The organism is Vibrio cyclitrophicus (assembly GCF_024347435.1).
GTDB lineage: Bacteria > Pseudomonadota > Gammaproteobacteria > Enterobacterales > Vibrionaceae > Vibrio > Vibrio cyclitrophicus.
Genome location: NZ_AP025481.1, coordinates 19,689 through 40,202 on the forward strand (window position 1 = coordinate 19,689; position 20,514 = coordinate 40,202).

The window sequence follows — 20,514 nt, forward strand, 5'->3', positions numbered from 1 at the left end:
TTATTAGTTGTTTAACTATAAGGTTGGGTCGGTACGAGAACAAATACATATTTTATATAGGTGTGATGCCTGTAAAGAAAAACCCGCACTTGGCGGGTTTATAAGTAACAATCTAAATCTTCTACTGCGTAACAGGCTTAACTTGTTTGGACTGTCTTACTGCCAGAATAAGTTGCGGTAGCAGTGACATCACGATCATGCCTGTCATCAGTGAATACTGTACTGGAGTAAAGGATTCACCCATCAACACCATCCCCGTAACGATGCCAGCCACTGGGTTAGCGATGCCACCGAAGGTGAAATCAACCACAGACATACGTTGTAGTAACCATACATACATGCCGTAACCAAGCGCAGTATTTAGCCCAATTACCCACAATAGACCCATTGCATTGCGAGAATCGAAATGAGTGACAGCATTAACATAAGGTTGCGGGTCGATGAACGCATGAACGCCAGACGCGACAGACAAAATCGTACCACCCAAAATCAGTTGCCACGTTAATACTTTCCACCAGTGCATGCGATTACCCAGTGATTTGGTAATGCTGCTGCCGATAACGATACACATGATTGCCGCAAACATGGCGCCCAAACCGATCGGGTTTAATGCGATCTGGCTTGGGTTAAACAATATCCACGCTAAGGTGATCAAGCCAATACCAGACAGGGCTTGAATCAAATGCGGGCGCTGCTTTTTCACTACCCAATGGAAGATCATAGCGAACACAGGCACAGAGATCATACCCACGCCAGAAATCGCTGAAGGCAGCGTTAGTGCCATCACGAAGATCAGGCCAAAGAAGGTCGCAATATTGATAAGACCCAATGTGAAAATGATCTGCCACTCGCCGTTTTTAGGCAGTGTCGGCTTTACTGCTAGCAATAACAAACCAGCAGGTAACGCACGCAAAGCACCTAATAATAATGGTGGCCACTCCTGTAGCGTAAATTGCGTCACTGCATAGGTTGTTCCCCAAAAGAACGCGGGGATCATTGCTAATAATATGTTCATTTGAAATATCTTTACGTTAAGATAACTATTGTGTGAACTGTATACTGAGAACTAGTGGTTGTAAAGTATCTTTATGTTAAACTAGTTTGAAGTAAACAAGACTAATCACGGAGCTAGATTGCAAATGGATGCTATCGACCGCGTTGTAGAGCAATGGGCAAAGGAAAAGCCCGAATTAGAAACTGAGCCTATGGCAATGATGGGCCGGATTATGCGTATTGCCAAGTATATGGAGACGCAAGTTGCCGAGCTTCATAAAAAATACGACATGAAGCTGGGTGAGTTTGATGTGCTGGCGACGTTGCGACGTTCTGGAAAGCCTTACCGACTGACTCCGTCAGAATTGATCGGCTCGATGATGCTGACATCAGGCGCGATGACCAATCGCCTTGATAAGCTAGAAGCGAAAGGGCTGATCAGTCGTGAGCACAGTAAAGAAGACAGACGCAGCGTGAGTGTTCAGTTAACAAAAGATGGTCTTATTCTTATTGACCAAATGATGACTGAGCATGTTGAAACGCAGAAGAAGCTTGTGAAATCTCTGTCTGCGAGCCAGAAGAAAAATACTAACCAGCTGCTGAAAACATGGTTGAGTGCATACGAGTAATTGACTGGCTGGAGCGGCTTGCTGAATTTATTGAACTGAGCTAACTTAATCTGATTTGAAAACCGAAGTGATGAGCTTCGGTTTTTTTGTGTTTGTTAAATGGGTTTACATCTCTGACTCATTTAGATGGCTTAGGTTGAGCCGAGGCTCTCCAGCACTTCTCTAGCTTTTTCAAAGCAAGTGTTTTAATGAATTTAAGGCAATGGTAACCGCATTGAGGTTGTTCAATCTTCGGATTTAGTCAGTAATTTGTATGCGAGCATGTCTACTAAAATTTCAAACAAGTTGTTCTATTTTTCTCGTTATCATCTTAATGCTAAGTCGAATAACCTATCGGCAATGAAACTTATCAAGGCTTAGAACTATGAACACTAGATTGAACGACACACTAACTTTTTTCGCTCGTATTTTATTGGCTTACTTGTTTATTCAAGCGGGTTGGGGAAAGCTATTTAGCTATGAAGGAACCGCGGGATATATGGCATCTCAAGGAGTTAGTGCTCACTTGTTGCCTTTGGTTATCTTGCTTGAACTCGGTGGCGGGCTTGCAATTTTAGCTGGATTTATGACTCGCTTTACAGCGTTCTCGATTGCATTTTTTTCTTTAGTCTCTGGTGTTATGTTTCACTTCGACCCAAGTTCGTCGGGTCAAATGATTCACTTCTACAAAAATGTCTCTGTTGCTGGTGGGTATCTGGCGTTAGCGGTACTTGGCGCGGGATCGTTTAGTGTTGATTACTGGCTGTCTAACAAGCTAAAGCAAGATACCAAATGGACGCGCTTAATGGTTCTTGTTCGTTAGTGCTCTTTGTCTAATCACACGTTATTCGTTATTCGTTATTCGTTAGTGTTGTTGGCGCAACTTATGAATCAAAAAACCGAAGCCTAATCGCTTCGGTTTTTTTGTTCCTGTCTAAGAATTTCAAGTACAGAGAGTTAGCGAGTTAAGCTTGCAGCATCTCATCACTGAACAGTTCTGCGCAGCCAATACCATTAATGGCGCAGCTTTCATCAATGTCTGAAATGTCACCGCTCACGCCGATAGCACCCAATACCGTTTTATCCTTGTCTCGAATCAGTAGCCCCCCAGGAACTGGCACCATGTTTCCGTGTGCGAGCACGTTTACGGCGGAGATGAATGCTGGTCGGTTGTCAGCATCTTGGGCGAGTTTTCTAGAGGAACAACCCAGTGCGAGTGCCCCCCACGCTTTAGCAATCGCGATGTCTGGTCGCATCATGCTAGAGCCGTCTTGACGTTGCAGAGAAATCAGCTTGCCACCGCTGTCTAAGACGGCGACCGTCAAAGGTTCTGTGTGGATTTTGTTTCCTGCTTTTAAGGTTCCATCGATGATGGTTAATGCTTGTTGTAGAGTCAAACTTCCCATGTTATCTCCTAGTTTTTCAAGGGGCATACGTACCAAGCTCAGCCAGCCAATCATTACTCTTGTTTGTGAATATCATTGACTGGTTCAGCTCGGTACAAGAGTCCTAACTGGACTCTTGTAATAGTCCATAGCTGGGTAAAGTTAGGAAGGCAGCGAACTCTTCGGCTGTAGAAAGTTGATAGAAAAGATCAGCTGTCTCTTCAAATCGACCTGCTGCATAGCGCGAGTCACCGACTTCATGTTTTATCGTGTCTAACTCCTGGTAAAGCCAAGAGTGGAACAATTGTTTGGTAAAGGTTTGGCCGTCATCAAGCGTGACGCCGTGGTGGATCCATTGCCAAATATTGGCTCTTGAGATCTCTGCGGTGGCGGCATCTTCCATAAGGCCGTAGATAGGTACACAGCCGTAGCCTTGAATCCAAGCTTCGATGTAATACAGCGCAATACGGATATTCTTGCGCACGCCGGCTTCGTCGCGGCTGCCTTCACAAGGCTTTAGCAACGAGTCTGCATTGATCACATGCTCCGGGCTTTGAAAATCCATTTGGTTTACTTTGCCATCTAAGTGCTTATCAAAGATCGACATTGCCAAATCAACCAGTGCAGGGTGCGCGACCCATGTGCCGTCGTGTCCGTTCTGAGATTCTCTTTGCTTATCTTCGATAACCTTGGCGGTTACACGCGCCATTTCTTGCGGATCTTTCGCTGGAATAAAGGCCGACATACCACCCATCGCCAGTGCGCCGCGAGCATGACAAGTACGCACCAACAGTTGGCTATAGGCATTTAGAAACTCTTGATCCATGCCGATCCCGTGGCGGTCAGGCAGGATGCGGTCTTTATGGTTTTTCAGCGTTTTGATGTAGCTGAAGATGTAATCCCAACGGCCACAGTTCATTGCCACGATATGATCACGCATTGCGTACAAGATCTCTTCCATTTGGAATACGGCTGGAAGCGTCTCAATCAAAACCGTCGCACGAATGGTGCCTTTGGGTACGTGGAAATAGTTTTCGGTGAAGCTGAAAATATCGTCCCACCACTGTGCTTCTTCCATGCTCTCAAGCTTGGGAATGTAGTAGTAAACCCCTAAACCTTGTTGTGCTCGTGATTGATAGTTATGGAAAAAGTACAAGGCGAAGTCCATCAAGCAACCGCCGATAGGCTGATTGTTGAATTGGATGGATTGCTCTGGAAGGTGGATCCCTCGTGGGCGTGCGATCAGCAGTGCAGGATCGTCGTTTAATTGGTAACGCTTCTGCTTCTTCTCATCGAAATAACTAATGGTGCCAAGGTTGGCGTCTCTTAGGTTGATTTGCCCTTCGACCATATTGGCCCAAGTCGGGGAAGAGGCATCCTCAAAGCAACACATGAAGACTTTCGCGCCTGAGTTTAGCGCGTTGATCACCATCTTTCTTTCGATAGGTCCGGTGATCTCTACGCGGCGATCCAGTAACTCTGGCGGCGGTGTTGCCACTTTCCATTCATTATTCTGACGAATGGATATGGTGTCCTTTCTGAAATTAGGTAACTCACCGTTGTCATATTGAGCTTGTTTTATGTCACGGTCATTTAGCAGGGTATGACGGCGATCTCCAAACTTATTAACAAGGGCTTCTAAGAACTTTAATGCATCTTTAGACAAGATCTCTTTGTACTCGGAGTTGTCCATCTTCCCAAGTACCTGCATACACAGCACATCTTCTCTCTCTTTCACGTCATTCATCATTGCTTGTCTCCTTTGTACAATACGATGTCATTTTGTATACAAAATTATCTTTTTAAGGATATTTATATGGTAGAAATTGTAAACAAGCAAACGGTATTTAACATTTATTTATCATTTAATCTTTTTGTAATTTATTTTTACGTAAAGATATTTTATGTAAAGCAATGAATTGTAAGCTTTTCAGGGTAAGTGCGTACTTAATGTGATGGGTTGATGTAACAAGATTGTTTCATTCTGGGGTTGATAAATAGCGAGGATGGTTCATAGTACACAAAAGTTAGGTTAATTGTATACAATCTGAACTGGAGGTTCGAATGGCAATTATGAAAGCGATTGAAGCAGCGGTAGAAGTGCTTAAACGTGAAGGTGTAGACATCGTATTTGGTGTTCCCGGCGCAGCAATAAACCCTATGTATGCGGCTATGAAAAAACTCGGAGGAATCGACCACGTCTTAGCTCGCCACGTAGAGGGTGCATCGCATATGGCTGAAGGGTACACACGTACCAATCAAGACAATATCGGTGTGTGTATTGGTACTTCTGGCCCTGCGGGAACGGACATGATCACGGGACTTTATTCGGCGTCTGCAGATTCAATCCCAATCCTATGTATTACAGGTCAGGCCCCGCGTGCCCGCCTTCATAAAGAAGACTTCCAAGCGGTTGATATTGAATCTATCGCTAAACCAGTCACTAAGTGGGCGACTACGGTTCTTGAACCGGCTCAAGTGCCACGTGCATTCCAAAAAGCCTTTCATTTAATGCGTTCGGGTCGTCCGGGTCCAATCCTGATTGATCTACCGATTGATGTTCAGCTGGCTGAGATTGAGTTTGATATCGATACCTATGAACCGCTAGAGCCTTATAAGCCACAAGCAACACGCGCTCAGGTTGAGAAAGCATTAACCATGATGTCTCAATCGGAAAAACCGCTGATCGTATCGGGTGGTGGCGTGATTAACGCTGGCGCGTCTGAATTGTTGCAACAGTTTGCCGAGATCACTGGTGTTCCTGTTATTCCAACCTTAATGGGTTGGGGATCGATCCCGGATGATCATGAGTTAATGGCGGGTATGGTGGGGCTACAAACTTCTCACCGTTACGGTAACGAAACCATGCTCAACTCTGATTTTGTGTTTGGTGTTGGTAACCGCTGGGCTAACCGTCATACCGGTTCTGTGGATGTTTATACGGAAGGCCGAAAGTTCGTACATGTAGACATTGAACCAACCCAAATAGGCCGCGTGTTCTGCCCAGATTTAGGCATTGTCTCTGATGCGAAAGCAGCGCTAGAGCTAATGGTTGAAGTGGCGCAAGAGTGGCGTGATGCTGGCAAGCTGCCAAACCGAAATGCTTGGGCAAGTGAGTGTCAGGAACGCAAATCGACCATGCTGCGTAAAACCAATTTCGATGAAGCGCCAATGAAACCGATGCGTGTTTATGAAGAGATGAACAAGGTATTTGGTCGTGAAACTTGTTATGTGAGCACCATTGGTTTGTCGCAAATCGCTGCCGCTCAGTTCCTGCATGTTTATAAGCCGCGTAACTGGATCAACTGTGGTCAAGCTGGCCCACTAGGTTGGACAACACCAGCCGCATTGGGTGTAAGAGCAGCTGATCCTGATCGCGATATTGTCGCTATCTCTGGAGACTATGATTTCCAATTTATGATCGAAGAGCTGGCAGTAGGTGCTCAATTCAATCTGCCATACATTCATGTGTTGGTGAACAACTCGTATCTAGGCTTGATTCGCCAAGCTCAGCGCCAATTTGATATCGATTATTGTGTACAACTGGCATTTGATAACCAGAATGCGCCAGAGCTTGAAGGCTACGGGGTAGACCATGTAGCCGTTGTTGAAGGCTTAGGCTGTAAAGCGATTCGAGTTTGTGAACCAGAGCAAATTTCCGCTGCGTTTGAACAAGCCAAAGAGTTGATGAATAAGCATAAAGTGCCGGTTGTTGTTGAGCTAATTCTTGAGCGAGTGACTAATATTGCGATGGGCGTAGAGATCAACGCCATCAACGAATTTGAGCCACTTGCCGAAAGCCGCGGCGATGCTCCAACGGCGCTGGCGTACAAGTAATCATTAAGTAATGTGTATCCGTAGAGCTGAGGTTTAGCTCTACGGAAAGTCTCCAATAGAGCGAGGCTTCACTAAACAAGTCATAGTTTCACCAAATAAAGAATAAGGACAGAGTCATGGCAAAATTTGCAGCAAACTTGTCAATGTTATTCACGGAAGTTGATTTTATGGATCGCTTTGAAGCTGCCGCAGAAGCGGGCTTTCAAGGTGTGGAGTATCTTTTCCCTTACGCTTTTGATGCTCAGGCAATCAAAGCAAAGCTCGACGCTAATAACCTAGAGCAAGTGCTATTTAACTTGCCAGCGGGTGATTGGGATGCTGGTGATCGTGGTATCGCGGTAGACCCAACACGAGTTGAAGAGTTTCAAGCGGGTGTACCTAAAGCCATCGCTTACGCTAAAGCACTCGGTTGTACACAAGTGAATTGCTTGGCCGGGATTGTTCCGCAAGGTGTGACCCAACAAGACGCGCAATCGGCGTTTGTGATTAACCTGCATTACGCGGCAAACGCGCTAGCAGCAGAAGGCATCAGCTTAGTGATAGAAGCGATCAACACCCGCGATATTCCGGGCTTCTTCTTGAACACCACAGAGCAAGCCAAAGCGATCATAAAAGAGGTAGGGAGCGATAACCTTTCTATCCAATACGATATTTATCACATGCAAATTATGGAAGGCGATCTTACGCCGACCATGCAACAAAACATTGGCCAAATCGCACACGTGCAACTGGCGGATAACCCAGGCCGACACGAACCGGGTACTGGCGAAATCAATTACCCATTCGTACTCAATTATCTTGATGAGCTTGGCTATCAAGGCTGGGTTGGTTGCGAATACAAGCCAAAAACAACGACGACAGAAGGCCTTGGTTGGCTACACCAGTACCGTTAATTGCGTCTGGTAACCCTCAAACGTTAAGGAGAACAACATGTCTAAAATTGCATTTATAGGAACTGGCATCATGGGTAAACCTATGGCGAGTAACCTTCAAAAAGCAGGTCACGATTTGATTCTGTCGGATCACTTTAATGCAGCACCTGCCGATCTTGTGGCAGCGGGTGCAACGATCTGTCATTCACCAGCAGAAGCGGCTGAAGCAGCAGATATCATTATCTTAATGGTGCCGAATACACCTCAAGTAGAAGACGTCCTGTTTGGTGATAACGGTGTCGAGAAAGGCCTAACAGCGGGCGGTGCAGCTGGAAAACTGGTTATCGACATGAGTTCGATCTCGCCAATCGCGACCAAAGCAATCGCAGCTCGAATCAACGAAGGCGGCGCGTCATACCTTGATGCTCCGGTATCCGGCGGCGAAGTAGGCGCTATCAATGCGGCACTGACTATCATGGTGGGCGGTGAACAAGACGCCTTTGATAAAGCTCGTCCTCTGTTCGAAATCATGGGTAAGAACATCACGCTAGTCGGAGACAACGGCGCAGGTCAAACGTGTAAGGTCGCAAACCAGATCATTGTGGCACTGAATATTGAAGCCGTATCTGAAGCCTTAGTGTTTGCTTCAAAAGCCGGTGCTGATCCAGCACGAGTCCGTCAGGCGCTACTAGGTGGCTTTGCTAACTCTAAGATATTGGAAGTACACGGCGAGCGCATGGTTGAAGGCACATTTGATCCTGGCTTTAGAATCTCGCTTCACCAGAAAGACCTGAACTTAGCGCTAACGGGCGCTCAAGAATTGGGTGTCGCGCTGCCGAATACGGCTAACGCTCAAGAGCTGTTTGGCGAGTGCGCCGAAATGGGCGGTGAAGGTTGGGACCACTCTGCGCTTATCCAAGCGATTGAGAAACGTTCTGACCACTCGATTCGTTAATTAATTCGGGCTGCTATTGATTCGTAGCCCACCTGTTTGTTTATAAATCGCGTAGTTTCGTCTCCTTTTATACGCGTTCCTGATACGAGGCAGAGGTTGAAGTTGTTCCTTTCCAACTTGATCTTAGCAGGCACCCTTTAGCCTTGTATCGGGGTTCTTTTTTTCTCCGTCAACTAAGGAGTGGCTGATGGACATTGATGCTAAGCAGTTTCTACAAACCCTTTTCTCAAGTGCTGTTAATCAGGCGCTACCTAAAAATCACATCGAACCTTTTCTTCCTCGAGACATTTTTTATCGCTCTGCTAATCAAGCCGGGCGTACTGTGGTGATAGGAGCAGGAAAAGCGGCCGCATCAATGGCAGCAGAGCTCGAAGCGGTGTGGCAGGCAAAGAAACAACAAGATCTTGCACTGCGTGATCTTGAAGGCTTGGTGGTGACTCGTTACGAACACACCGCCCCTTGCGAACATATCGAAGTGATTGAAGCGGCGCACCCCGTGCCAGATGCGATGGGCTTAGAAGTAAGCCAACGTATGCTGCAATTAGTGAGTGGCTTGAGCGCCGACGACACGGTGATTTGCCTACTGTCGGGGGGCGGTTCCGCTTTGTTAAGTCTGCCCGGTGGCGACATCAGCTTGGCAGAGAAGCAACAAATCAATAAGGCGTTGCTTAAATCAGGCGCCGCCATTGATGAGATGAACTGTGTTCGCAAACATCTATCTTCGATAAAAGGCGGTCGACTCGCCAAAGCGGCGTATCCTGCAAGGGTAGTGTCACTGGCGATTTCTGATGTGCCGGGTGATGACATTAGCGTGATTGCCTCTGGCCCAACCGTACCCGACACCACCACGCGTTTTGATGCAATGGCAATTTTAGAACGTTACCAAATAGAAACATCACGCTCGGCATTTGAATGGTTAAATAATCCAGAGTCAGAAACCGTTAAGCCAGATGACGTATGTTGGAAAAATGCAGAGCACCATATTATCGCCACCCCGATGTCGGCATTGGAATCCGCTGCAGCAGAAGCTGAAGGCTTAGGCATTCCGGCTTATCTGTTGAGTGATTGTATAGAGGGAGAAGCGCGAGATGTTGCGAAAGTTCACGCTGCATTGGCTAAGCAAGTGGCCAATCACAAGCACCCATTTGCGACGCCTTGCGTGATACTTTCCGGCGGCGAAACCGCGGTAACAGTTAAGGGAAATGGTCGCGGTGGGCGTAATTGTGAGTTCTTGTTGAGTCTATATAACGAGCTCAAGGGCCAAGACAATATCTTCGCTTTGGCCGCTGATACTGATGGGATTGATGGCGTGGAGGACAATGCGGGCGCGTGGATTACCCCACAAACATGGCAGCAAGGTTCGAGCTTGTCGCTTAAAGCGCAAGACTATCTCGATGCCAACAACAGCTACGATTTCTTCAAGCAAGTCGATGTGCTTCTTACCACGGGACCGACGTTGACCAATGTGAATGACTTCCGCGCAATATTGATTCTATAACTTGAACAGTTCAAAAACACGGTATGGAATGGTCGCTTCTTAACAAATAGAGCGGCCATTTTATTGTTATCGATGCGGTGGCCTTGAGTTCTGGAATTATCTTCTGGACTAATAAAGCACGTTGATTACTATGGTTTTATTGATGAGCTGTAAGGGGGGCAATATGTCTAGGATCAGACAAAAGAATCAAGATTTAATCATCGAAGTCGCGTGTGAACAATTCGCTACTCATGGATATGCCGCAACAAAAATGGCTGATATCGCGAAAGCGGCCGACATCCCTAAACCTAATGTATTCTATTATTTCAGCTCCAAAGATAAGCTCTACAATGCCGTTCTAGAAACCGTCACTCAGCCCTTACTGGAAGCGTCACGTCCGATTGAAGAGCTCAGCGACCCTGTTGAAGCCCTATCTCAATATATTCAAACTAAGTTGATCATCTCTCGTGACCATCCACACGCCTCTAAGGTATTTGCAAACGAAGTGATGTCTGGCGCTAAAGTATTGCCGAAAGAGATTGGTGACGAACTGTATAAGCAATCCCAGATGATCCTCGATAAGTTCTCAACGTGGTCAGCACAAGACTTAATGGATGACGTTCCTGCACACCACCTGATGTTCACCATCTGGGCAGCCACCCAAACCTACGCCGATTTTGGCTGGCAGATTTGTAGCGTGATGCAGAAAGAGCAGCTCGATGATAAAGACTATGAAGATGCCGCTGAATTCATCACCCAGCTAGTGATTAAAGGGTGTGGGGTGAAAGGCTAACGTTGTTTGAACGTTTATTTAGGTCTGCGATTGCAGGCCTTTTTTGTTTGTGCATGTGAGTGAGCATATGTGCAAAGCTACTTTTGTGACCTGTTGTGCAATAACTTATTTATCTTGAATTTGGCTCGATTAGGTATGCCATTTTATTTAAAGTTAGCGTTATAGTATCGGCAAAAATTCAATTACCTCATTTTTATTAAAGCTAGAAGCTAATATTAGACTTCTATATTTATTACACGCACAACATTAAGGTTTAGCAATGACGCTTAAAAGCTTGGCATGCACCATCAGCACAGTTCTACTGGCAGGTTGTGGTTCGACGGTCGCGACGCAAACATACAACGCCGATCTGATCATCACCAATGGACAGGTTCTAACAATCAATTCAGAAATGGATGTGATTGAAGACGGTGTGGTTGTGGTGAAAGATGACCAGATCATCGCTGTTGGTAACGAGGATTTGATTACTCAATACCGCGCTGAAAAGGTGATTGACGCTCAAGATGGAATCGTTATGCCGGGCATGGTCAATGCTCACAACCATTTGCCTATGATAGCGTTTCGTGGCTTGGGGGAAGAGGGCATCTCGAATCGTCTGTTTGCTTACTTCTTCCCACTTGAGGAAGAAAAGCTAAGCCGTGAATTGATTTACAACGCAACCAAACTTGGTTCTATCGAGTTGGCGCAAAGTGGTGTCACGACTTACGCTGACATGTATTACCACATGGACGAAATGGCTAAGGCGACCAAAGAAGTCGGCCTGCGCGCCGTGCTGGGTGAAACCGTGATTAAATTCCCAGTGGTTGATGCCAAAGAACCTTACGGCGGCATCGAGTATGCCAAAGGCTTTATTGAGCAGTACAAAAACGATGAGTTAATCACACCTGCTTATGCACCACACGCGGTGTACACCGTGAGCAAAGATAAGCTGCAAGAAATCAATAAACTGTCGGCTCAATACGATGTACCCGTGTTGATTCACGTTGCTGAATTCCCGAATGAAGAAAAGCGCATCAAAGACGAAACCAAAGCGACATCGCCAGTTGAATACATGGATGAAATCGGTGTGCTTGATGAGCGTGTCGTGATTGCTCACGGTATCCACCTGTCAGAGAACGATCAAAAGCTACTCAAGCAAGCTGACGCGGGTATCTCATACAACCCAATGGCGAACGCCAAAGGGGCGACAGGCATTGCGCCTGCTTGGGAGATGTATCGTGCCGACATGCGCATTGGCTTAGGAACAGACGGTCCAATGAGTTCAAACCAAGTCGATATCATGCGCACCCTAAGCTACGCAGCTAATATGCAGCGCTTAAAGCATTCAGATCGCACCATCATGATTCCTGAGCAAGTGATTGAGATGGCGACATTAGGTGGTGCGAAAGCCCTACACATGGAAGACCAAATCGGTTCTCTTGAAGCGGGTAAGAAAGCAGACATCGTGATTGTAGAGACACAATCGGCGAACATGATGCCGAATTACGACCCATATGCGACTTTGGTTTACCAAGCGAACCCAAGCAACATCGACACCACTATTGTTAACGGCCAAATCGTAATGGAAAATCGAGTGATGCAGACCGTTCAACTGGATGACATTCGTCAAAGCGTCGATGAGTTTGAAACTGATATCAAAGCCTTTGCCAAAGAGCTTTCTAAGAAGGCGATTAAGTCTAAGAGCCTGATGGATTAAGATGTAAATCGGTTTTTAAAAATCGAACTGATTGAACAAGGCCGACACCACGTCGGCCTTTTTGTTGGTGGTTGATCCCCTTAACCTCGGTCTCTTGGATTAACGCAACGCTTCGGTTAGCTAAAGTAGCACTTAGCTAATTAGAGCAGCTATTGCCATTCGGGATACCGCTGCCTAAGAATTCGACGCGAATCTGTTCGACATCTTTTAAGTACTGGTTGTTCGTTTGCTCGGTTTTATCAAAGTTGTTGAGCGTGACATTCCATGATGAAAACGGAGTGGGTTGGAAGTAGGCGTATTCGAATTTATTCGCCACGGCACCATCGGTGATGATGCTAACATCGTTGGTGGTTGGATCATCTAGGCGGTAATAGAACGCGCGTGAAACAGGGTTAGAACTGAACTGATAGTCCTTGTTCTCATATCGGTCTAAATAGTTACCCGAACTGGAAACTCGCAGGTTGAGTTGCTTGCCATAAGGTAAGTTTTCACCCTCTAAGAACACTCGTACCGTGGAAAGCCTAACGCGGTCAAACGAACACAATTGGACTTGTTCTAGTGGAATGGTGAAGTTTAGTTGTCCGGTTGTTGCAAAGCTCTCTAGTTGCTCGGGGCTAGAAATGGTGTAGTTGTCGATGGTGAAATCTTGTGGTGCTGGTTGGAAAGAAGACAGAGCATTTACATACTCACTTTCGACAGTAGCCAAATCAAATTGGTAGCCCAAGTAGCTTTTATTCAGAGAAGGCGTAACTTCGCTTGGCTTCAATGCCCAATATTCGTATGCCTGAACATAGTTAGACAAAGCAACGAACATCGGACGCTTAAAGTGCATCAATACTCGTGATAGTTCACGTTCAATCGAATCGAAGCTGTCGGTGTCTACTTGATAACCCTCGATCGCATCGTTCAATCTTTGTTGTTGATTGATAGTCACATTATTGGTGAGTAAGAGGTCTACCAACTTCGCTTGCTCGTGAGCAAAGTTAAGCTGCGTGATGTTAATTGCCTTACCGAGCAGAACCTGCTTTTCGAGTTCGAGTAGGTATTGTCTTGATCCTTTGATACCTAAGCTATCGGCATATCTTAAGTTGCTGCGGATCTCGGTGATCATCAGATCCCACGCCAGATTGCTTTCATTGATGGTTGGGATGTTGAAGTTAAAGCCATCCATCGCTTCAGATACCTTCTGGAGCTTGATGGTTGATTTAATATCCGCGGTTAACTGAGAAATGCCAGAAATCGTTTTGGTCACGCTATCAATAATGCCTGTGACGGACTTGATATTGGTGACGAGGTTTTTCGCTTTTTCTAATGCTTCAGGTGTTTTAGCCAATTGCTCGGTTAGATCATTCACACCAGAAAGGTTGCCTGTGAATACCCCACTCACGGCACTTCCAATTTCGGCTATTGCTTTGAATATTGCGAGAGCCGCATTGAGTTGTTGTTGGGTTTTCCAATTCTCGACACCAACTAAATAAGTGGTTTTTGAACTGAGAGTGACTAGTTCTTGTGCTTTATATTGGCTATCGACCTCGGTCAGGCTATCGCCTATCTTGTCTATGTTGGATTGGGTTTGTGTGATGATCGAACTCTGAGCGCGTAGAACGTCTTCGATGTTAGCGAGTGCTAACTTGGCGGCTTCAATCTTGTCTTCAATGACCGTGTTTCTATCTTGAATAATGTCCCATTGAGTTTGATACGCGATCATAGCGTTCAAATAGGCTTCGTATTTATCTTGATATAACACCTTGTCGAGATAAGGAACGTAATTGCTCTCTTTGGTGCTGAAGCTAATGAATTGCTTGAGCGCGACCGTTTGTAGGTAAAGGTCGGAAAGAATCGGATCGTCTTCCACCACTGAACCTGAGTAACGCAAGCTCTGTTCAATCCAGTTGATGAGGTCGAGGCTAAGCTTTGGGTTGGTATCGTATAAGCTGGCTGCCATATCAAACGAGCGATTAACAATGTCTGTAAAAGGTTCAGTAGCCAGTTTCATTTGCCCAGTAATGTTCGAGTCAATGGTCGTTCTTCGGTAGTGCTCTCCTGCTAAGACAACGGATTCACCATCTCCTGTATTTCCTGTTAGGGCATCTCGTGTAATGCTGCCATCGCTTTGGAAAGCGAGTACATTAATCGGTGTTTCTATTTCGCCGGCAATCACAGAAATTGAGGCTGCAGAGCCTTGCTGTCCGAGCACAAACGTCGGCGTGCCTTGGCCAACGATTTTCCGCGCAAAAATAAGGATGTTTTGGTTGTTTACAAGCAAGTTGAAATTCTCTGGAATTTCAATGGTATCTGCAAAAACGACGATTTTTGAGGGTTGAGTGACGTAAAGGTTTTGTTCTGCTATCCAATCACTGAGGTTGATGTGTAAATCGGATGTGGAACGAGATAGAACGCCGACATCGGAATAGGCCGATTGAACCCAAGTTGGGTATTCGGTTGAATTGGGTAAATTGTTCAGTTCAAGCCAATCGCTAGAAAAAGCCTGTGGAGAGAATGAAAGAGAAATAATAATAGGTAGAAGTCTCATATTGATGTCCTGTCGAAATTAGTATTTGCCAAATTTTGGGTAGCAGAAGCCAGCACCTTAATTTTGATAAGGTGTGGCTTTCTGTTAGGGATATATTTTTGGCTATTGCGTTATATTTTTGTGTTTTTATATGATCGAGAGGTCTATGGACTATTCAATTTCTTGGATATATGCATTGTTTGCGAACGCTTTTGCTTTCTCACTAATATTACTCCAGTTACTTTCTGCAACCGTTGTATTGGCAAGAGCGCCTATTGCGCCTAGCATTGCGTCGTCTTTCATGATGTCGGCATTATTCTGGGCTTGTTCTAAAGCAACGAGCAGTGAAGTAAAGTCGGCATTCATTTTCTGCCAATTTAGTTTCAGCTTATTAATATGTGGAATCGCATTTTCTATTTGTTGAGAAATCATATCGATACTCTCTGAAGAGCGATGATAAGAGTTATATATTTTCTGTGTGTAAGTTAACTGGTCTTGAAGCTCTTTTACTTCGTTTTGTAATTCGTTACGAAGTTTGCGTGCTTTTTCTGCTTTATCGCCATATACGCCCATGATTGGACCTGCAACCAGAGGGAACCATGCATAAGTCACCGCGGTAGAGGCGACCGTAACGTAGTGAGTGTAATCTTTGTTGAGTTGAGTAATACGCGCATTGATGTCATTCACTCGCTGCTGAAGCGCGCTGCCATCGTCGCTTAGGTAACCGTTGTGAGTGCCTTCCAACACATCTAACTGCAATTTTTGTGTATCTAATGTAGCTGAAAATTCCAATAGGTTACCGCCAACGTCAGACACTTCTTGTTGGTATCTCATGGAAAAACTCTGCAGGCTTTTCAGGTAAGCGATCGCCACCTTTCTATTGCGTTCTACCGCTTCGATATCTTCTGGGAGCGGCGAGAATGCTTTGGCCAGCATTTCATTCAAAGCATCACTAAGTGGGTTAAGCATGTAGTCTTTAATTTGGACGTAATTGGCCAAGCTTAATGAAAGACCAACGATGCTTGGATAAAGATCTTTTTTCCAATAAAAGGCGGTATCGTGAATATTTGAGTATTGCTGAACCAGTGCTTGGAAATTAGAGAAAGGAATGTCGTTAGGAATACTTAAAGTCGACTTCATACTGGCTTCTGTCACGGGTAGGGCCAAAGCACCTTCTACATAGGCTTGAATCTGATACCACTCTTGTTGCTTAAGAATAAAGTTGTCAGTTTCTAAATCGATAAAGACGCCATTCTCACCAATGATCGTGTCGTAGGTAACTTGAGGTATGTTTTGTTCAGCTGACGCTTGGTTGATTTGAACTGGAGCGGCTTGAGAAGTGAGTGCAAAAGAGGAAAGTAGCCCAATTGATATCGAAGATAATACGAGTGTTTTTGTGATTTTTTTCATCGTTTAGCCCTGTTAGATTTGTTATTAGCTTTTTGCAAAGACAATAATCCCCCTACCACTTGATGGCATTTTTTAAATATTTATGAAGGGTTATTGAATATTTTAATATTGTTATTTTTGTGATTATTTTTTGTTCTTTAAAACTAACCTCTTTAATGTGTTTTTTGTTTTTATAAGATTTGGTCAATCTATAGCAGATTTATAATGAAAAGTTCTATTTAGGTCACACATTTGGATTTATATTGGTCGTTTGTTGATCTATTGAATTTAATGATATTTGAATCATTAGTTTTGGTTCTTTTGTCAGGCTAGTTATGGAAAGGCCTCGAGAGGTTTTCATTCTATTCATAAAGGTGTTAAATGATAAAAATATAATTATCGCCATTATTCTTATTATTACTAAATCTGTTGATTAATTTAATGAATATATAAATAGAACGAGCGTTTTAAATTTGATCTGTGCCAAACAATGTACGGGTGTTTTTATAATGACGGGAATTTTTATTAGCGAATGTTTTATTAGGTGATCTTATATTAGGTGTAATTAAATTAGATTATATTCAATTAGATTGTATTTAATTAGTTATTGTTTATATTTCCGATTTAATAAAGGTAGAACTATTTAAAGAAATAGATTGATACAGATTGAGAGGCAATCATGTTTGCAGATTTTTTGGTATGCTTGCGGGTGTTTTCTAATGCTTATAAGTTTACCCACCAAAGCCGTTCGCTTTGGCCTACAGTCTTTGATGGGCAAGTATCTTAGTTAGTTGTTATTCATCGCCAGTTTACCTAGCTTCATTGCGGCAGAATGGTGGCGGTGCATCAGTTGCTCCATGTCTACGCCAATAACGGCACCATCGTTAACTCGCCATTTTCCGGCCACCATCACTTTATCCGCTTGTTGAGCACCACAAAGTAGTAATGCAGCGAGTGGATCGTGGCTACCAGAGAAACGAATATCATCGAGTTTGAACATTGCGAGGTCGGCTTGTTTGCCAACCTCTAGCGTACCAATGTCGGTTCTGCCCATTGCGCGTGCTGAGCCTGACGTTGCCCAGCGCAGTGCATCGAGGTGTGAAACATTGGCAGAACCATATTGCAGGCGTTGTAGATACATTGCCATGCGCACTTCGGCAATCATATTTGAACCGTCGTTTGAGGCGGAACCATCAACACCCAACCCGACTTTTACGCCTGCTGCTTCAAGATCGTTGTTCTTACAAATACCGGAAGCCAGCATCATGTTGGACGTCGGGCAATGGCTGATACCAATGCCCGCTTTACCCAAACGTTTGATCTCTTCTGGATTGAAGTGAATACCATGAGCAAGCCAAGTGCGTTCATTCAGCCACCCCACATCTTCTAGGTAATCCACAGGGCGTAGGCCAAATTTCTCAATACAGAAGTCTTCTTCATCCAAGGTTTCGCATAGGTGAGTGTGCATCATCACGTTCTCACGCTCACTGATCTTGGCGGTTTCTTTCATCAGGTCTGTAGTGACTGAAAACGGCGAACAAGGCGCGAGTGCGATTTGAATCATCGCCCCTTCATCACGCTGGTGGTAATCGCGAATTAAGCGTTGGCTGTCATCAATAATGGTTTGTTCAGTTTGAATGGTGTGTCGTGGAGGTAGTCCACCTTCATCTTCTCCAAGGCTCATGGAGCCACGCGTAAATATCGCTCTCACACCTAGCTTCTCTGCCGCTTCGACTTGTAAATCGATGGCATGCTCAAGCCCGTTTGGTAGCAAGTAATGGTGGTCTGACGCGGTGGTACAGCCCGACATCATTAACTCGACCAATGCTAGCTCTGTAGCAAGGCTCATCATCTCAGAATCGAGGTTAGCCCAAACTGGGTAGAGGCTTTGTAGCCAATGGAAGAGTTCTTTATTGAGTGCGCCAGGGTAGGCACGCGTTAGGGTTTGATAGAAGTGGTGGTGCGCATTGATAAGCCCGGGAGTTACAACATGACGAGAGGCGTCGACGCTGTAATCTACGGGTAAGGTCGGCTCTTTGTGTTTGCCAACCAATTCAATGACTTTATTACCTTTAATGACGATTCCGCCTTCTGCATCAGCCTGTGAGCCAGTGTAGATTGCGAGAGGATTCTTAATCCAGATTGTTTCCATTCATAGTAGTCCTTAGCCATCTCAGCCTTTTCAGGGAAGAGGGTCTTTGTTGGTATTTGCTGTTGATAGATAAATTCGAATCAGGGGGCGTTAAAACGTTCAATGTTCTAATCATTCCCTGATTCTGTGAAAATCGGTTTTACGCTAGTCAGTGAACCAGTTAAATTGGGGAATCAGCTAGTTCGTTTTTGGCTCAGGATTTTCTGATGCCGCTTGAACGTCTGCTTCTGTACTTGCATGTTGAATCTCTAACTGCTCGCCTGAGTGTAGTTCTTCTTCAGCCTGTTCTTTCATTTCTAGCTCAACTTGCGCTTGGCTCTCGGCTAACGCTTCTTGTTCTTCAGCTTTTGATGATCTTGGTAACACAAGGTTTAGCAGAACCGTCATGATGGTGCCTGTGGTAATGCCCGAGTGAAGGAAGTTCGCCAAATCATGCGGTAAGTGTTGCAGCAGTCTTGGTTCGAAAGTTACCGCCAAGCCAGACGCCAAACCTACACAGATTACCAAGGCATTTCGTTTGGTGTCTGCGGCTTTGATCAACATGCGGATACCCGCGTAAGCAATCATACCGAACATCACAAAGCCCACACCACCCAAAACAGGTTTCGGAATCGTGACGGCAATAGCAGCTAATTTCGGGAATAAACCGCCTAAAATTAGTAAACCACCGGTTGCAGCCACTACATAGCGACTTGCTACCCCTGTGATACCCACAATGCCGACGTTTTGGCTGAACGACGCCAATGGCATCGCTGTTAAAATCGAAGATAAGGTACTACCAAGGCCATCGCCTAACAGCCCACGTTTTAGATCTTTACCGCTGACTTGGGTTTGGCAGTTGTTGCCCAATGCCATGAAGTCACCCGTTGCTTCGGCGATCACCACGATGTACACCAAGCTCATACTGATGATGGCACTGGCAGAAAAGGTAAAGCCATATTTGAAAGGTTCAGGTCCGCCAACCCAAGCGGCAGAGCTGATTTGTTCAAGGTCGACCATACCGAGCGATAGCGCCACAATGTAGCCGCCCGCTAAACCAATCACGATGGCTGAAGCGGCAACCGCGCCTTTACAGTAAACCGATACACCAACCACAATCCCCAAAGAGACTAGAGCTAGAAACAGTTTTGGTAGCGTAGCGAATTGTTCCGTGTTGGCAGGAGAATCTCCGACCCAATTCATGGCAACCGGTAAAATGGTTAAGCCGATTAGGGTAACCACCACACCACTTACCACGGTTGGGAACAGTTTCCGAACCTTGTCCATATAGAAGCTGGCACCAATCACGACAAACGAGCCGATAAGCGCCGAGCCCATGATAGCGGCGACACCGCCTTCGTTACCGATTGAGATAGCGACACCTAAAAAGGCAAAGCTCGAACCCATAACAACGGGCAGTCGAATGCCAACAGGGCCAAAGCCGAGACATTGAGCGACGGTTACAATACCTGACGCTAGTAGCGCAGCATTGATCAGCGAGACGATCTCTGTGTTAGGTAGGCCGATAGAAGCGCCGACAATGAGGGGAATAGCAACAATGCCACCAATCGAGGCGAGCATGTGCTGTAAAGCGAGTAAAAAGGTTAAGCCGTGAGGCGGTCTTTCATTTAGGGTGTACAGAAGTTTCATTTGATATTCCTCTGCCTGCGTTTCCGTTTACAGGCGATTGGCGGTCAAATAATGACTTCTACAAACTGCGTAGGGTCATAAAAAAGGTGCACTAACCGAGCGGAATGCGTCTACACTCCGCTGATTAGCACTATTAGCTTTTTCTTAAAAATGTTGTTCTAGCATGTGTCTTAATAGCTTGGCTTGTGAACAAACCAAGCACTCATTCTTGAGCCA

General features: G+C 45.3%; 15 protein-coding genes. 8 read left to right on the forward strand and 7 right to left on the reverse strand.

Annotated features, from left to right (window positions below; genetic code table 11):
• Positions 1–121 precede the first annotated feature (121 nt).
• Positions 122–1,015 carry a DMT family transporter gene (locus OCW38_RS15135; RefSeq protein ID WP_016785504.1) on the reverse strand — a complete coding sequence of 298 codons (894 nt, stop codon included), beginning with the start codon at positions 1,013–1,015 and terminating at the stop codon, positions 122–124.
• 124 nt (positions 1,016–1,139) lie between these two features.
• Between OCW38_RS15135 and OCW38_RS15140 the strand changes: the two genes are divergently transcribed.
• Both OCW38_RS15140 and OCW38_RS15145 read left to right on the forward strand, forming a co-directional pair.
• Positions 1,140–1,622, forward strand: a complete 483-nt coding sequence (locus OCW38_RS15140; protein WP_010432677.1) for a MarR family winged helix-turn-helix transcriptional regulator — start codon at positions 1,140–1,142, stop codon at positions 1,620–1,622.
• Between the two features lie 364 nt (positions 1,623–1,986).
• A complete protein-coding gene (locus OCW38_RS15145; RefSeq protein WP_010432679.1) occupies positions 1,987–2,424 on the forward strand; it encodes a DoxX family protein in 438 nt (145 codons plus the stop codon).
• Positions 2,425–2,566: 142 nt separating this feature from the next.
• Here OCW38_RS15145 and OCW38_RS15150 read toward each other — a convergent pair whose 3' ends face one another.
• Both OCW38_RS15150 and aceB read right to left on the reverse strand, forming a co-directional pair.
• Complete coding sequence (locus tag OCW38_RS15150) at positions 2,567–3,007, reverse strand: GlcG/HbpS family heme-binding protein (RefSeq protein ID WP_008220964.1); 441 nt, start codon at positions 3,005–3,007, stop codon at positions 2,567–2,569.
• A 103-nt stretch (positions 3,008–3,110) separates the two neighbouring features.
• Positions 3,111–4,736: a malate synthase A gene (aceB, locus tag OCW38_RS15155; RefSeq protein WP_016766948.1), complete on the reverse strand. Its 1,626-nt coding sequence runs from the start codon at positions 4,734–4,736 to the stop codon at positions 3,111–3,113.
• 314 nt (positions 4,737–5,050) lie between these two features.
• Between aceB and gcl the strand changes: the two genes are divergently transcribed.
• From gcl to OCW38_RS15185, 6 genes are all read left to right on the forward strand, one after another.
• A complete protein-coding gene (gene gcl / locus OCW38_RS15160; protein ID WP_016766950.1) occupies positions 5,051–6,823 on the forward strand; it encodes a glyoxylate carboligase in 1,773 nt (590 codons plus the stop codon).
• Between the two features lie 116 nt (positions 6,824–6,939).
• A complete protein-coding gene (hyi, locus tag OCW38_RS15165) occupies positions 6,940–7,716 on the forward strand; it encodes a hydroxypyruvate isomerase (protein ID WP_016766951.1) in 777 nt (258 codons plus the stop codon).
• 37 nt (positions 7,717–7,753) lie between these two features.
• On the forward strand, positions 7,754–8,650 hold the full coding sequence (locus OCW38_RS15170) for a 2-hydroxy-3-oxopropionate reductase (RefSeq protein WP_010432690.1): 897 nt from the start codon (positions 7,754–7,756) through the stop codon (positions 8,648–8,650).
• A gap of 187 nt (positions 8,651–8,837) precedes the next feature.
• Complete coding sequence (locus tag OCW38_RS15175) at positions 8,838–10,148, forward strand: glycerate kinase type-2 family protein (protein ID WP_016766953.1); 1,311 nt, start codon at positions 8,838–8,840, stop codon at positions 10,146–10,148.
• A gap of 163 nt (positions 10,149–10,311) precedes the next feature.
• Positions 10,312–10,920 (forward strand): TetR/AcrR family transcriptional regulator, encoded by a 609-nt coding sequence (locus OCW38_RS15180; RefSeq protein ID WP_010432697.1) that lies wholly within the window; start codon positions 10,312–10,314, stop codon positions 10,918–10,920.
• Positions 10,921–11,179: 259 nt separating this feature from the next.
• Positions 11,180–12,616 carry an amidohydrolase gene (locus OCW38_RS15185; protein WP_010432699.1) on the forward strand — a complete coding sequence of 479 codons (1,437 nt, stop codon included), beginning with the start codon at positions 11,180–11,182 and terminating at the stop codon, positions 12,614–12,616.
• Between the two features lie 136 nt (positions 12,617–12,752).
• On the opposite strand, the gene OCW38_RS15190 is transcribed toward OCW38_RS15185, so the two are convergent.
• The 4 genes from OCW38_RS15190 to OCW38_RS15205 all read right to left on the reverse strand — a co-directional run bounded on the left by OCW38_RS15190 (position 12,753) and on the right by OCW38_RS15205 (position 20,298).
• Positions 12,753–15,149, reverse strand: a complete 2,397-nt coding sequence (locus tag OCW38_RS15190; protein ID WP_261896189.1) for a hypothetical protein — start codon at positions 15,147–15,149, stop codon at positions 12,753–12,755.
• 150 nt (positions 15,150–15,299) lie between these two features.
• Positions 15,300–16,538, reverse strand: a complete 1,239-nt coding sequence (locus OCW38_RS15195; RefSeq protein WP_016766955.1) for an alpha-xenorhabdolysin family binary toxin subunit A — start codon at positions 16,536–16,538, stop codon at positions 15,300–15,302.
• A 766-nt stretch (positions 16,539–17,304) separates the two neighbouring features.
• Positions 17,305–18,669 (reverse strand): 8-oxoguanine deaminase, encoded by a 1,365-nt coding sequence (locus OCW38_RS15200; RefSeq protein ID WP_010432708.1) that lies wholly within the window; start codon positions 18,667–18,669, stop codon positions 17,305–17,307.
• A gap of 177 nt (positions 18,670–18,846) precedes the next feature.
• A complete protein-coding gene (locus OCW38_RS15205) occupies positions 18,847–20,298 on the reverse strand; it encodes a nucleobase:cation symporter-2 family protein (protein WP_016766956.1) in 1,452 nt (483 codons plus the stop codon).
• Positions 20,299–20,514 lie beyond the last annotated feature (216 nt).